General features: G+C 68.7%; 12 protein-coding genes. 7 read left to right on the top strand and 5 right to left on the bottom strand.

The genetic code is table 11. The features are described 5' to 3' along the window. Nucleotides 1–6: 6 nt before the first annotated feature. On the bottom strand, nt 7–789 hold the full coding sequence (locus ACCC97_RS03570; protein WP_413331598.1) for a response regulator transcription factor: 783 nt from the start codon (nt 787–789) through the stop codon (nt 7–9). A gap of 101 nt (nt 790–890) precedes the next feature. Here ACCC97_RS03570 and ACCC97_RS03565 point away from each other — a divergent pair, with 101 nt between their 5' ends. Genes ACCC97_RS03565 through ACCC97_RS03555 form a run of 3 tightly spaced genes read left to right on the top strand, consistent with a single transcriptional unit; the run spans nt 891 to nt 3,856 of the window. Continuing rightward, entirely contained in the window at nt 891–2,645 is a 1,755-nt protein-coding gene (locus ACCC97_RS03565) for an FAD-dependent monooxygenase (RefSeq protein WP_413331659.1), read from the top strand. After that, entirely contained in the window at nt 2,642–2,878 is a 237-nt protein-coding gene (locus ACCC97_RS03560) for a hypothetical protein (protein ID WP_007835963.1), read from the top strand. The genes ACCC97_RS03565 and ACCC97_RS03560 overlap by 4 nt, the downstream gene beginning before the upstream one ends. 3 nt (nt 2,879–2,881) lie before the next feature. Next, nucleotides 2,882–3,856 carry a Bug family tripartite tricarboxylate transporter substrate binding protein gene (locus ACCC97_RS03555; protein ID WP_007835962.1) on the top strand — a complete coding sequence of 325 codons (975 nt, stop codon included), beginning with the start codon at nt 2,882–2,884 and terminating at the stop codon, nt 3,854–3,856. An 86-nt stretch (nt 3,857–3,942) separates the two neighbouring features. Here the strand turns inward: ACCC97_RS03555 and ACCC97_RS03550 are convergent, their stop codons facing one another. Both ACCC97_RS03550 and ACCC97_RS03545 read right to left on the bottom strand, forming a co-directional pair. After that, nucleotides 3,943–5,106, bottom strand: a complete 1,164-nt coding sequence (locus ACCC97_RS03550) for a toxin-antitoxin system YwqK family antitoxin (protein WP_413331597.1) — start codon at nt 5,104–5,106, stop codon at nt 3,943–3,945. Nucleotide 5,107: 1 nt separating this feature from the next. Next, a complete protein-coding gene (locus ACCC97_RS03545) occupies nt 5,108–5,521 on the bottom strand; it encodes a VOC family protein (RefSeq protein ID WP_007835960.1) in 414 nt (137 codons plus the stop codon). 64 nt (nt 5,522–5,585) lie between these two features. Here ACCC97_RS03545 and ACCC97_RS03540 point away from each other — a divergent pair, with 64 nt between their 5' ends. From ACCC97_RS03540 to ACCC97_RS03525, 4 genes are all read left to right on the top strand, one after another. Then, on the top strand, nt 5,586–6,737 hold the full coding sequence (locus ACCC97_RS03540; protein WP_413331596.1) for a TraB/GumN family protein: 1,152 nt from the start codon (nt 5,586–5,588) through the stop codon (nt 6,735–6,737). An 11-nt stretch (nt 6,738–6,748) separates the two neighbouring features. Further along, nucleotides 6,749–7,120: a DUF2946 family protein gene (locus tag ACCC97_RS03535; protein ID WP_413331595.1), complete on the top strand. Its 372-nt coding sequence runs from the start codon at nt 6,749–6,751 to the stop codon at nt 7,118–7,120. Between the two features lie 117 nt (nt 7,121–7,237). Continuing rightward, complete coding sequence (locus ACCC97_RS03530; protein WP_413331594.1) at nt 7,238–9,523, top strand: TonB-dependent receptor; 2,286 nt, start codon at nt 7,238–7,240, stop codon at nt 9,521–9,523. A 29-nt stretch (nt 9,524–9,552) separates the two neighbouring features. Beyond that, nucleotides 9,553–10,464 carry a copper chaperone PCu(A)C gene (locus tag ACCC97_RS03525; RefSeq protein ID WP_413331593.1) on the top strand — a complete coding sequence of 304 codons (912 nt, stop codon included), beginning with the start codon at nt 9,553–9,555 and terminating at the stop codon, nt 10,462–10,464. A 6-nt stretch (nt 10,465–10,470) separates the two neighbouring features. Here the strand turns inward: ACCC97_RS03525 and ACCC97_RS03520 are convergent, their stop codons facing one another. Together ACCC97_RS03520 and ACCC97_RS03515 are read right to left on the bottom strand one after the other, a co-directional pair. Then, nucleotides 10,471–12,237, bottom strand: coding sequence for a phospholipase D family protein (locus tag ACCC97_RS03520; RefSeq protein ID WP_007835947.1), 1,767 nt, complete (start codon nt 12,235–12,237; stop codon nt 10,471–10,473). 88 nt (nt 12,238–12,325) lie between these two features. Continuing rightward, a complete protein-coding gene (locus ACCC97_RS03515) occupies nt 12,326–14,224 on the bottom strand; it encodes an ATP-binding cassette domain-containing protein (RefSeq protein ID WP_413331592.1) in 1,899 nt (632 codons plus the stop codon). Nucleotides 14,225–14,489 lie beyond the last annotated feature (265 nt).

Raw genomic sequence — 14,489 nt, 5'->3', positions numbered from 1 at the left:
GCCGGCTCAGTGCGGCCCCGCGCCGCGCAGCAGCTCCTTCTGCGACCGTATCCCCAGCCGCCGGAACGCCCGGTACTGGTGGGTGCGCACCGTCGTCAGTTCCACGCCGATCTCGCGCGCGGCTTCCTTGGCCGTACGGCCCGCCATCAAGTGGCCGATGACCTCGCGCTCGCGCAGGCTCAGCTTCTGCAGCCGCGAGGCGAGGACGGGCTCCACCGGTTCCCGCGCGGCCACTGCGCTGCGGCCGTGCGCGGCGGTGGCGTCGGCCAGGAGCGTGGCGTGCGCCTCGATGCGCGCGAAGTCGGCCGCGCCGAACTCCGGCTGCGCAAGGCTGCGGTAGAAGCTCACGGCCACGCGCTGGCCCGTGGGCTGCAGCAACAGCACCGAGGCGCGCTCGCGAATGCCCACGTCGCCGTAGCAGGCGGCGCGGTACACCGGGTCGGCCACTTCGTCGGCGCGCTGGTGCCCCATCCAGAGCTGCGCACGCCTGGGCAGCTTGCGCGCCGCCAGCCAGGCCATGTTCGGGTCGAGCAAATCGAAGCGCTGCGCCACGTAGCGTTCGGACGTGCGCTCGGCCGTGCTGCCGTAGCTGCTGGCGGCAGACACGAGCTCGATGCGCCCGGCGGCATCGACCACGAACACGGTGCAGAAAGTCACCGGCATCACGCGCTGCATGGCCTTGAGATAGCTGGTCGCCAGAAGCGGCGTGCCCACGCCGGAGAGCACGTCGCCGACCACGGCGGCGGCCAGCGCGGTGTCTTCGGCGGGGTGGATGCGCCAGCGTCTCATGCGGGAGGAAAGAAGAAGAAAAGGGCGCGCATACGGGTAACTACCTCGTACGAAGTTATGACATTGACGCTCCTCCCGCATCGGGACAATCCCGCCGGATGATGACGAACTCTCCCGCTGCCACCCTCGGCGATGCCGCCAGCGGCCCCGTGCCGCCGAAGTCCGGCGCCGACGCCGGACTGCCGCCCTCGGTCGGCGCGTTCCACTACACGCGCTACGGAGCCCGAACGCCCGCGCTCGGCCCTGGCGGCGTTGAAGCCGGCAGCCACCCGGTGGTGATCGCCGGCGGCGGCCCTGTCGGCATGGCGCTGGCGCTGGGGCTCGCGAACCACGGTGTGCGCTGCGTGATCCTCGAAGCTGACGACACCGTGTGCGTGGGCAGCCGCGCGGCCTGCATCTCGCGCCGCAGTCTCGAGATCATGGAGCGGCTCGGCGTGCTGCGCGGCTTCATGGGCAAGGGCCTGCCGTGGACCGGCGGGCGCAGCTTCTACAAGACGGCCGAGGTGTTCCGCTTCGAGATGCCGCACGACGCGCAGCAGAAGCTGCCGCCGATGATCAACCTCGAGCAGTACTACGCCGAGCACTACCTGCTCGAAGAGATCTTCCGCCGCAACGAGGCGACGCCGGGGCTCATCGACATCCGCTGGGGCACCGAGCTCACCGGCCTCGCGCAGCACGACGACGGCGTGACGCTCGACATGCGCAACGCCGAAGGCGCATACCGGCTGCATGGCCAGTGGCTCGCAGCCTGCGACGGCGGCCAGAGCTTCGTGCGCAAGGCGATGGGGCTCGCGCTCGAAGGTACGGGCTACGAAGGCCGCTACGTGATCATCGACATCGAGCTCAAGAGCAGGCACCCGACGGAGCGCCGCGCGTGGTTCGACCCGCCGTGGAACCCGGGCTCGACCGTGCTGATGCACCGCCAGCCCGACGACATCTGGCGCATCGACTACCAGCTGCGCCCCGGCCAGAGCACCGAGGAGGCGCTGCAGCCACCAGCCGTGGCCGAGTTCGTGCAGCGCCACCTCGACGCCATCGGCGAAGGCCACCTGCCATGGAAGACGGTGTGGACCTCGGTCTACCGCGCCGGCGCGATGACGCTCGACAGCTACCGCCACGGCCGCGTCGTGTTCGCGGGCAACGCGGCGCATGCGATGCCGATCTTCGGCGTGCGCGGGCTCAACTCGGGCTTCGACGACGCAGACAACCTCGCGTGGAAGCTGGCGTTCGTCGCCAGGGGCTTGTCGGATGCGGCACTGCTCGACTCGTACTCGCAGGAGCGCATCGCGGCCTTCCACGTGAACGCCGAGAACGCGATGCGCAGCACCGAGTTCATGTCGCCGCCGTCGCGCGGCTTCGACCTGCTGCGCGAGGCGGCGCTGTCGCTGTCGGAAAGGCACCGCGGCATCGCGCAACTCATCAACCCGCGCCAGACGCAGGCCGTGCGCTACGCCGATTCGCCGCTGTCGTCGGGCGAAGGAGATGCATTGCCGGCCGGCCCGCTGCCGGGCGAGGTGATGCCGGAGCAGCAACTCGAACAAGGCCATCTCACCGACTGGGTCGCGCCGGCCTTCACGCTGCTGGTGCTGCAGCCCGAGGTGGCCGCGCCGCCCGCGGCCGACGTCGCGCAGGCACGGCAGGGCGCGCTGCCCTTCGTCGTTCGCAGCATTGCGAGCCCAGGCTCCGGCGGCGCCGATGCGCATGCATCCCCTGCCGTCTTCGAAGCGCTCGGCGCACAGGACGGCGCGGTCTACCTGCTGCGCCCCGACGGCCACGTGGCCGCGCGCTGGCATCGCCTGCCGCCCGGCGCCCTGCAACCCGCACTGGCCCGCGCGGCCCAGGAGCTCCCCGCATGAGCACGACACCGCTGAACCCCGACGCCCGCGACCGCCTCTACGCCGAGTGCGCGCGCGCCATCACCGAGGCGGGCGCCGAGCGCGAATCGCTGTTCCTCGCGCGGCTTGCGCTGCTGCTGTTCGAGCAGGTCGGCGACGAGGCGCGCTGCCGCGCCGCGCTGGCCGACGCGTTGCACGCGCTGCCCGTACCATCGCTGTCCGCTTCCGAATCACAAACAACGACTGGAGACTGATCCATGGATCGCCGCACCCTTCTCGCCACGCTCGCATCCGGCGCCGCCGTGGCCGCCACGCCTTTCGCCCATGCACAGGAGTACCCCGCGCAACTCGTCAAGTGGGTGGTGCCGTACCCTGCGGGCGGCGGCACCGACGTGATCGCGCGCGTGCTGGCCGAATCGATGCGCCAGACGCTGGGCCAGCAGATCGTGGTCGACAACCGTCCCGGTGCCTCGACCAACATCGGCGCCGACATCGTCGCCAAGAGCAAGCCCGACGGCTACACGATCATGTCGGCCGACAACGCCGTGCTGGCCTTCAACGAGCACTTGTTCAGCAAGCTGCCGTTCAACCCCGAGAAAGACTTCACCTACATCGGTGCGATCGGCAAGTTCCCGTTGGCACTCGTCGTGCATCCGGACTTCCCGGCGAAGAACTTCAAGGAGTTCCTGGCCTACGTGAAGGCCAACCCCGGCAAGGTCAACTACGCCTCGCCCGGCAACGGCTCGCCGCACCACCTCGCGATGGAGATGTTCAAGGTGCGCACCGGCACTTTCATCACCCACATTCCGTACCGTGGCGCGGCGCCGGCCATGGCCGACGTGATGGGCGGGCAGGTGCCCTGCATGTTCCTCGACCTGGCTTCGGGCCTGTCGATCATGCAGGGCAACAAGGTGCGCGTGCTGGCCATCGGCTCGGGTGCGCGCAGCAAGCTGCTGCCCAACGTGCCGACGCTGGCCGAAGTGGGCGTGCCCAACACCGAGGTGTTCGCTTTCCAGGGCATCCTGGGCCCGGCGGGCCTGCCGGCGGCGGTGGTGAACAAGCTCAACGGCGACCTCAACAAGGCCTTCGGCACGCCGACCGTGCAGAAGCGCTTCGATGATTTCGGAATGGAAGCGATGCCCGGCACGCCGGCGCAGTTCGCGGCGCTGTCGCGCGCCGAGTCCAGGCGCTGGGGCCCGATCATCAAGCAAGCCGGCATCAAGCTGGACTGAAGCCGCAGAGGGGACTCTCTCCCTTCGTGAAACACCGAGGAACCGGCGTTGCCGGGCCCCTGGTGTTGCCCCGGTAGGAGGCGAGCCTATTTTTTCGAGCCGTCCTCGAAGACCTCGTCGTCGCGCTGCAGCTCGCCGTTCTCGTCCCAGGCGCGCTCGCGCGTCACGCGGCCCTTGGCGTCGAAGGTGGATTCAGCCAGCAGCGTTCCCTTTTCGCTGAAGCGCTGGTGGGTGCCGACCGGGATTTGCCGGCCGCGGCTCACCACCTGGTAGCGGCCCTGCGCGGCGCGCTGGCCGCTGTCGTAGAACTCGGTGATCTCCACCGTGCGCGTGTCGCCGCTGCCGCTGTAGGCGGATTTGCTGCTCGGCTGGCCGTTGAGGTAGTAGCTGTCGTCGACGATCGGCTCGCCCGCGCTGTTCCAGCGCTGGTCGCGCACCAGCGCGCCTTTTTCGGAGAAGGCCTGCTCGCGCAGGCGCACGCTCGCGCGCTCGACCAGCAGGTACACCGCCTCGCGGCGCTTGACGCCCTCGGACGAATAGTTCTGCTCGGTGCGCTGGTTGCCGACGATTTCGTCGATCGCCGCGGTCTTGCCGTTGTCGTAGAAGCTTTGCGAGCGCACCCGCTTGCCCGACACGTACGACAGCCGCGAGCGCAGGGTGCCGCGCGAGTCGAACAGTTCGACCTGCGACGGGCCGGTGCCCGTAAAGCCGCAGAGCCTGGCGTCATCGACCACCGGGGCCAGCGTGGGCGCGTCGGCACAGCGCAGGGCCGAGAGTTGGCCGTGCTCGGTGAATTCGACCGACGCGCGTTCGCTGCCGCTGCCGGTGTCGGGATAGAAGATGGCGCGCCGAAGCCTGCCGTCGGGGTAGAAGCTGCGCACGAGCCCCCGCTCCTGGCCGTCGTCGTAGGTGGCGTCGCGCAGCACGCGGCCCGTGGGCGAGAACTCGCGGGCGCGGCCCTGCAGGTTGCCCTTGGCATTGAGGGTGTGCTCCTTGGCGAGCTTGCCCTTCTCGTAGATGCGCACCAGACCCATCGACACGCCGTTCTGCAGCTGTTCCTCGCGCTGCAGCTCGCCGGTTGCGCGGTCCTTGCAGCGCAGCAGGCCGGTCTTGCCCGCGGTGCTGCTGCCGTCGGCCGGGTTCACGCTGCGGCCGTTCAGCTCGCAGTCCAGCTGCGCGTGCGCCGTCGCGGCGCCGAGCAACGCGAGCAATGCGGCGGCGCCGCGGAGGGCGGTCCGGCGCGGGGTCATGTCACTTGTCGTAAAGCGTGTCGAGCGAGCGGAAACCCTTGACCTCGATCGGGTTGCCGAACGGGTCGAGGAAGAACATCGTCCACTGCTCGCCCGGCTGGCCCTCGAAGCGCACCTGCGGCTTCAGCACGAACTCGGTGCCGGCGGCTTCGAGCCGCGCGGCCAGCGCCTGCCAGTCGGGCAGGGCCAGCGCGAGGCCGAAGTGCGGCATTGGCACCATCACGTCGCCGACCCGGCCGGTCCGGGCGGTGGCGAAGGGCTCGCCGAGGTGGAGCGAAACCTGGTGACCGAAGAAGTCGAAATCGACCCAGGTGCCGGTGCTGCGGCCTTCGGCGCAGCCGAGCACGCCGCCATAGAAGCGGCGGGCGACGTCGAGGTCGCGGACGTTGAAGGCCAGGTGGAAGATGCTCTGCATGGTTTCGGATTATGGGCAGCGGTGCTGTGAGAATGCCGGACTTTCTTTTATCGTGGAGCAAGCCTTGCGGATACTCCGGATCTTCGCCGCGCGGATGTGCGGCATCGCTCTTCTGTTCACTTTCGCGGCTGCGCATGCCGCCTGCCCCCCCTCGGCCATCGCCAGCCTCGAAAAGCCGGGCATGGGCGTGCGCAATGGCGTCGACCGCGGGGTGCTCTGGCGCATCGAGCGCGACGGGCGCAGCTCGTGGCTCTACGGCACCATCCACGTCGGCCGCGGCGACTGGGTGCGGCCCGGTCCGACCATCCAGAAAGCGCTCGCGCAGAGCGACACCCTTGCGCTGGAGCTCGACTTGCGCGACGAGGCTACTGCCCAGGTCATGGGCCAGCCGGCCGACCCGGCACTGCTGGCACGCATGCTCAGCGGCGAGCGTGCCCGCCGTCTCGAGCGCCAGAACACCGAGGCCTGCGTGCCGCCTGGCACGCTGTCGAAGTTGCAGCCGATCCTGCAGGTCACGGCACTGGCCGGCCTGGCGGGACGGGCCGACGGGCTGTACCCGGAATTCGGCGTGGACGAGACGCTGGCGGTTTCCGCCCGCAACGGCAACAAGCCGGTCGTCGCGCTCGAAAGCGCAGCCGAGCAGCTGAAGGCGCTGACCGGCGAATCCGAAGCCGAGGAGGCAGAGCAGGTCGATGCGGCGCTGGACGAACTGGAATCGGGCAAGCTGCGCGGCCAGCTCAAGGAGCTGGCCGACGTCTGGACGCGCAGCGACGCGGCCAGGCTCGCCCGCTACCCCGAGTGGTGCGACTGCCTCAAGACGACCGCCGAGCAGCGGCTGATGAAGCGCCTGCTCGACGACCGCAACCCGAACCTGGCCGACGGCATCGAGCGCCTGCACTTCGGTGGCAAGCGCGTGTTCGCGGCGGTCGGTGCGCTGCACATGATCGGCCCGCAGGGATTGCCCGCGCTGATGGCGGCGCGCGGCTTCACCGTGACGGCAGTGCTGACCGATGCACAGGCGCAGACGGCGGTGCCGATGCCGGCGCTTGCGGCGCCTTCGCCAGCGCCGAAGGCCGTGCGCGGCGGCAAGGCCGCCAAGGGTCAGCGTGGTCAGAAGGGTGCGCCTGCTGCCGCAGCAAAGGGCGGTAGATCGGCAAAGGCTGTGCCTGCCGCCAAAGGGGGCAAGGCGCCTGCCAAGGGCAAAGTGCGCAGATAATCGCGACCGCCATGCACATGCTGCGCCACCCCACCCGCTTCCTCGGCCTCGTCGGCCGCTGGGTGCTGCTGTGGTTCGTGCTGTCGCTGGGCGTGGCGGTGGCATCGCCGCTGGTGAACCTGCAGGCCATGGAGTTGGTGTGTTCCAGCGCCGGCTCGATCAAGGTGGTGGTCCACACCGAAGACGGCACGCAGGAAATGGGCGCCTCGCACATGGACTGCCCGTTGTGCGTGCTGAGCGGCGCACCGCCGCCGGCTGTGGCCGCTCCCGTCTTCGATCTTCCCTTGCCGCTGGGCCGCGTGGTCCAGTCCATTCCCGCCGCGCGCCTGGCCGCGGCCACCGCGGCGCCGTTGCCGGCGCGCGGGCCCCCGGCTTTCTCCTGACGCTCTCAAAACCGTAGCTGCATGCGCGCGACCGAAGCGCATGTGCGGCCTGTCCGGCTTGAAGTTTCGTGGAGAAGGTTCCTCTTGAAAAAGCATTCCCGCGCCTTGGCGATCGCCATGGCATTTCCCTTCGGCGCGCCTGCGCTGGCACAGCAGTCCGCCGAGACGCCTGAAAGCGGCACCGGTGGCCGTGCGCTCAGCACCATCACCGTGACCGGCGGCCGCCCGACCTCGCTTCCGACGCAGATCCCGACCACCATCGAAGGCGTGACGCACGAGCAGGTCGTCGAAACCGTCAACGCCACCGACAGCGAAGACGCGCTCAAATACCTGCCGAGCCTGGTCGTGCGCAAGCGCTACATCGGCGATTTCAACCACGCCGTGCTCGCCACCCGCGCCTCGGGCACGGGCAACAGCGCGCGCTCGATGGTGTACGCCGACGGCATCATGCTGTCGAACCCGCTGGGCAACGGCGCCACCTACGCGCCGCGCTGGGGCACGGTGTCGCCGGAAGAAATCGAGCGGGTCGACGTGCTGTACGGGCCGTTCTCGGCCGCGTACCCGGGCAACTCGGTGGGTGCGGTGGTCGACTACGTGACGCGCATGCCCACGCAGCTGGAGGCGCACGTCAAGCTCAGCGGCTTCGCGTCGAGCTTCGACCTGTACAACAGCCATTCCTCGCCGGCCGGCCAGCAGCTCGACCTGTCGCTGGGCAGCCGCAGCGGCGACTGGTCGTGGTGGCTCAGCGCGTCGCGCACCCACAGCAAGGGGCAGGCGCTGGTGTTCGGCAACCGGCTGGTGAGCGCGGGCACGGTCGGCAGCGCGGGCACGCCGGTGACCGGCGCCGTACTCGGGCTGAATCCATCGAACCAGCCGTGGTGGCTGGTGGGCGGTTCGACCCTCTACGACACCACGCAGGAACAGGCCAAGCTCAAGGTGGCCTACGACTTCTCGCCCACGGTGCGCGCCACCTACACGTTGGGTGCATGGAACAACACCACGCACGGCAGCGTCGACACCTGGCTGCGCGACGCCTTCGGGCGGCCGGTGTACGGCGGGCGCGTGAACATCGGCGGGCGCAGCTACAACCTCGATTCGCCGAGCGCCGCGCTCGCACCGACCGAGACCGCGCTCACGCACTACATGCACGGCCTCTCGGTGAAGAGCCACACCGGCGGCGTGTTCGACTGGGAGGTGGCGGCGAGCCTGTTCGACTATTCGCGCGACACCTCGCGCACGCCCACCACACCGCTGCCCGGTGCCTTCAACGGCGGCCCGGGCCGCACCACCGACATGGGCGGTTCCGGCTGGAACACCTTCAAGGCGGCCGGCACCTGGCGGCCAACCGGCTCGGCCGAAGGCGTGGGCGCGCACGTGGTCGACTTCGGCTTCCAGCAGGACACGGCGCGCCTGCGCACCAGCGTCGGCAACACGCTCGACTGGATCGACGGCTCTCCCGTCACGCCGTTCTCGGCCTTCAACGGCAACACCCGGCTGCAGTCGCTCTACGCGCAGGACACCTGGCGCTTCGCAAAGGACTGGAAGACCACGCTCGGCCTGCGCCATGAGCGCTGGCAGGCCTACGGCGGCCAGCTCGGCAACGCAAGCACGCTGCTGAACTTCACGCCGCGCAAGAACAGCTACGACTCGCCCAAGGCCGCCATCGCGTGGCAGGCCACGTCCGACTGGCTCTTCAAGGCCTCGACCGGCCGTGCGGTGCGCATGCCGACGGTGAGCGAGCTCTACCAGGGCTCGATCGACGGCAACCGCATCGTCAACACGAATCCGAACCTGCGCCCTGAACGCTCGTGGACCACCGAGCTCAGCGCCGAGCGCGACATGAAGGGCTGGGGGCTCGACGGCGTGCTTCGCACCACGCTGTTCTTCGAGAACACCAAGGACGCGCTCTACACCCAGGCACTCAACAACCTCGTGAGCACGGTGCAGAACGTCGATGCCATCCGCACGCGCGGGCTCGAAGTGGCGATGAACGCGGTCGACGTGGGCTTGCGGGGGCTCGACCTGAGCGGCAGCCTCACGCTGACCCGCTCGAAGATCACCGCCAACAGCGGCTTTGCGGCCAGCGTCGGCCGCGACCAGCCGCGCGTGCCCAAGGTGCGCGCCACGCTGCTCGCCACCTACCGCCCCGACGCCCGCTGGAGCTACACCGTCGGCGCGCGCTACAGCGGCAGGCAGTACGGCACGCTCGACAACAGCGACCCCAACGGCGCCGCGTACATGGGCTTCTCGAAGTTCTTCGTGGTCGACGCGCGCGTACGCTACCGGATCGACCGGCAGTGGAGCGCGTCCTTCGGCATCGACAACCTGAACAACAACAGGTACTGGGCCTTCCACCCATACCCGCAGCGCACCTACGTGGCCGAACTCAAGTTCGACCTTTGACCCTCTTTCCACTTCAAGGATCTTTCGCCATGAATGCCTCGACCACTCTCAAGACTCTCGCTGCCTGCGCCATGCTGACGGGCGTTGCGGCCGCCTCCGCGCATGTCACGCTGCCGCCGGGCGGCGCCACCGTGGGCAGCGACTACAACGCCGCCTTCCGCGTTGGTCACGCCTGCGAAGGCTCCAAGGCCACCACCGGCCTCGCCGTGCGCCTGCCAAAGGGCTTCGTGCTGAGTGACGCACAGGCGCGCAAGGGCTGGAAGCTCGACGTGCAGAAGGGCGGAACGGGCGGCGATGGCGAAGTGCGCTGGACCGCCGAGAAGCCCGAGAACGCGCTGCCCGGCAGCGAGCGCGCCGAGTTCGTGCTGCGCGGCAAGATGCCCGCGGCACCGGGCACGCTGTGGTTCAAGGTGCTGCAGACCTGCGACGTTGGCGTGGCCGATTGGGCCGAGGTGCCGGCCTCGGGCAATTCGACCAAGGGGCTGAAGAGCCCCGCCGCGAAGCTCGAAGTGGTGGCGCAGGGCGTGGCCACCGTCGACGTACGCGATGGCTGGGTGCGCCAGTCGGTGCCGGGCCAGAGCGGCACCGGCGCCTTCATGAAGCTCACCGCACCTACCGGCACCAAGTTGGTCGGCATCTCGACCCCGGCAGCCGGCATCGCCGAAGTGCACGAGATGAAGATGGAGGGCGACACCATGAAGATGCGCGAACTCTCCGGCGGCCTGGACCTGCCCGCGGGCCAGACCGTCGAGCTCAAGCCCGGCGGCTATCACGTGATGATGATGGACCTGAAGGGCCCGCTGGCCAAGGGCGCGAGCGTGCCGATGACGCTGAAGTTCGAGGACGCCAAGGGCGTGAAGACCGCGCTGGACGTAGCGCTGCCGGTGGGCGCGCCCGAAGGTGCCGATGCCGCCGGCCCGGCGCATCAGCACAAGCACTGAGCCTCTTCAAAGCAGCTGGTCGGGCGCCAGCGGGCCGAAGAGCTTGAGCATCAGCCGCAGCATGGCGCTGGCGTCTGGCTCGGTGCGGGTGTCCTTCAGGTCGCTGCCTTCGGGCGCGTGCCACTGCAGCGATCCGTCCACCAGATCGACGTGCCAGGAGCGCTCGCGCATGCCGCGCTCGATCTGCTCCGACGCTGCGCGCGAGAGTTCGTTGCTGCGGATCAGCAGCGCGAGCTCGGTGTTCTGCAGCTGCGAGCGCAGATCGAGGTTCATTGAGCCGACCACCAGCAGCCGGCCATCCATCACCAGCACCTTGGAGTGCAGCATCGCGCGCGATTCACCGGGAGCGCTGTCGCCGACCGAAGAGCCGAAGACATTGCCGAGGCTCGCCTGCTCGCTGCGCAGTTCGTAGAGCTCGACGCCCATCCTGAGCAGTTCCTCGCGATGGCGCGCGTAGCCCACGTGCGCCACCGGGGCGTCGTTCGAGGCCAGCGAGTTGGTCAGCACGCGGATGCGCACGCCCCGCCCGCGGGCTTCGGAAAAAGCCCGCAGCATGTCCTTGCCGGGCACGAAGTAGGGCGAGATGATGACCAGGTCGGTGCGCGCCTGGCCGATCAGCTGCAGGAGGCCCTCGACCACCGTGTCGCCGTTGGCCGCCCGGTCGGAGGCGGCTTCCAGCGACGCCGCACCACGCGAGGTGCCGGCCTTGTCATCGGGCCGGCTGACCACGAGGCCCGGTGCCTTCGCATTGGTGGGATCCGAGTCGGCGGGGATCTTGCCGGGCTTGTCGGCCAGCATCACGGCCGGAGCCCAGACGAAGGTGGCGGTGCGCAGGTCCAGCGGCTTTTCGTCCCAGGCGCGGGCGCGCTGGGCGGCGGTGGGAGGCGCGTTGGGGCGCGGCTCGCCGTCCGGCGGTTTCGGGTTGCCGTTCGCGTCCTGGGCGCGGGCCGATTCCTCGGCCAGTTCCTGATCGGCCTTGCGCGCGCGGTCGCGCATGGCCTGCAGCTCCTCGCGCGTGATCAGCGATTGCACGGGGTAGGCGCGCTCGTTGTTCCAGTAGCTGTCGAAGCTGCGCGAGAGATCCTGCACGATGGGACCGGCCGCCAGCACGTCGACATCGATGAAGTTGGCGTTGGCCGCATTGCCGAAATACGCATCGCCGAGATTGCGCCCGCCCGTGACGGCGAGCACGTTGTCGGCAATGAACAGCTTGTTGTGCATGCGCTGCTGGATGCGCGAGGCGTCGTCGATCGAATTGAGGAAGCGGCTGATGCGGGAATCGCGCGAGCCCGCGATCGGATTGAACAGCCGCATCTCGATATTGGGAATGAAGGCCAGCCCCAGCACCGCCGCGTCGCGGCCGGTAGTGTGGAAGTCGTCGAGCAGCACGCGCACCCGCACGCCGCGCTCGGCAGCTCCCCGCAGGCCGCGCACGAGGCGGCCGGTGCTGGCATCGGCGTGGATGGCGTAGTACTGCAGGTCCAGCGTCTTCTGGGCACCCTCGATCAGTGCCAGCCGGCTGCCGTACGCCGCTTGCGGGCCTCCCATGAGCATGAAGCCGGATTCATAGCGGGCCTTGTCGGCCTGCCGGCGCTGCTGCACCAGGTCGGCCAGCGCGGTGCCGCTGGCTGGCGAGGTGATCGCGGTCGAGATGGGGCGCTCGACGTTCTGCGGCAATTGCGCGCAGCCGCAGAGGAACAGGAGCGCCAGGAACGCGCCGAGCGCGGGAAGCGTGGCGGATCGGCGGCAGAACGCCTGGAAGGAGGAAGGCATGCGGCTTCTCCCGGTGTTGAGATGAGCAGCATGTATAGCCTAGTCGGCGCCTGCCGCGCGTCGGACAGGCGGACGACCGGCATGGGCGTCAGCGCCCGGCGACCAGCTCTTCCTGGCGCTCCAGGGCGGCGAGCAGTTCGTCGTCGATGTTGGCGTGGCGCTCGGCCAGTTCGGTGGCGCGAGAGGCATCGGTGGCGTAGATGGCGCCACCGTCGAGTTCGAGCATCTCGGTAATGCGCTTCTGCTCGGCTTCGAGGGCTTCGATCTGCGCGGGGAGGGCGTCCAGTTCGCGCTGCTCCTTATAAGAGAGCTTCTTGCGGGCGACGGCTGTCCGGGGCGCTGCCGCGGGTTCCGCGGCCGGGGCGGGCGCAGGTGCTGGAGCGGGTGCTGCGGCGAGGCGTTGCTCGGCGATCTCGCGGGCGCGCCTGGACTGGATCAGCCAGTCCTGCACGCTGCCTTCGTACTCGCGCCAGCTGCCGTCGCCTTCGTAGGCAATGGTGCTGGTCACCACGTTGTCGAGGAAGGTCCGGTCGTGGCTCACCAGGAACACCGTGCCGTCGTAATCCTGCAGCAGGGTTTCGAGCAGCTCGAGGGTGTCGATGTCGAGGTCGTTGGTGGGTTCGTCCAGCACCAGCACGTTGGCCGGGCGGGCGAACAGGCGGGCCAGCAGCAGGCGGTTGCGCTCGCCGCCGCTGAGGGAGCGGACCGGGGAGTTGGCGCGTGCCGGCGAGAAGAGGAAGTCCGAGAGGTAACTCTTGACGTGCTTCTTCTGGCTGCCGATCTCGATCCACTCGCTGCCGGGGCTGATGAAGTCTTCCAGCGTGGCGTCGAGGTCGAGCTTGTCGCGCATCTGGTCGAAGTACGCCACCTGCAGGTTGGTGCCGCGGCGGATCTTGCCGGTGTCGGGCTCGAGCTCGCCCAGGATCAGCTTCAGCAGTGTGGTCTTGCCCGCGCCGTTCGGCCCGAGCAGGCCGACCTTGTCGCCGCGCAAGATGGTGCTGCTGAACTTGCGGATGACGGTCTTCTCGCCGAAGGACTTGGTGGCATCGGTGAGCTCGGCCACGATCTTGCCGCTGGACTGACCCGAGGCCACGTCCATGTTGACGCTGCCTTGCACGTTCCGGCGGGCGGCGTGCGTGGCGCGCAGTTCCTGCAGGCGGTTGATGCGGCTCTGGCTGCGGGTGCGGCGTGCTTCGACGCCCTTGCGGATCCAGATCTCTTCCTGCGCCAGGAGCTTGTCGGCCTTGGCGCTGATCACGGCTTCCTGGGCGAGCTGCTCTTCCTTCTGCAGGAGATACTGCTCGAAGTTGCCGGGGTAGGAGCCCAGCTTGCCCCGGTCCAGCTCGACGATGCGGGTAGCGACGCGGTTCAGGAAGCTGCGGTCGTGGGTGACGGTGACGACGCTGCCCTTGAAGTCGATCAGCAACTGCTCGAGCCATTCGATGGAGTCGAGGTCCAGGTGGTTGGTGGGTTCGTCCAATAGAAGCACGTCGGGCGCGGCCACCAGCGCCTGGGCCAGTGCGACGCGCTTGCGGGTGCCGCCGGAGAGCGACCCGACGCGGGCGTCGCGGTCCAGGTGGAGGCGGTGCAGCGTTTCTTCCACGCGCTGCTCCCAGTTCCAGGCGTCGAAGGCTTCGATCTGGGACTGCAGCGCGTCCAGATCGAGGCCGTCCGCACCGGAGAGATAGAGATCGCGAATGGCAATGACGGGGCCCAGGCCCTGGCTGGCTGCGGTGAATACATCCGCGTCCATGTCCAGCAAGGGTTCCTGGGCGACATAAGCCACACGGAGGTTCTGCTGCAACTGGAGAGTGCCGTCGTCGGTCTTCTCCAGGCCGCCCAGTATCTTGAGCAGGGAAGACTTGCCAGCACCGTTGCGGCCGATCAGGCCGATACGCTCCGATTCGAGAAGAGAGAAGTCCGCATGATCCAGCAGCGGGACGTGACCGAACGCGAGCTGGGCGTCGAGGAGTGTGATGAGTGCCATGTGGCGCGGATTATCGGAGGAGCCGATGTCAGGGCCTGGTGGTGGAGGAGGAGGCCGCTCCGTGTGAGGGGCTTGAGGGGCCTTCTTCGAGTTTCTTGCGGGCAGCCTTGCAAGGTCCGAAAACTGTCATATACTCGTGGGCTTCGCTGATGAATACCGCAAGGTGTTCGAGGCAAGCAGTCCTCCCAGGAGTTCTGCTTGCGAGTCGGCAAAGAAAGTCTTCAAAAAGTTTGACTGGTCTTAAAAAACCGGTGCATAATCGAAG

It is taken from the genome of Variovorax sp. Varisp85, from assembly GCF_047304045.1.
Taxonomy (GTDB): Bacteria; Pseudomonadota; Gammaproteobacteria; order Burkholderiales; family Burkholderiaceae_C; genus Variovorax.
Note: the sequence above shows the minus strand (reverse complement) of the source record. Positions and strands in the feature narration are given on the sequence as shown.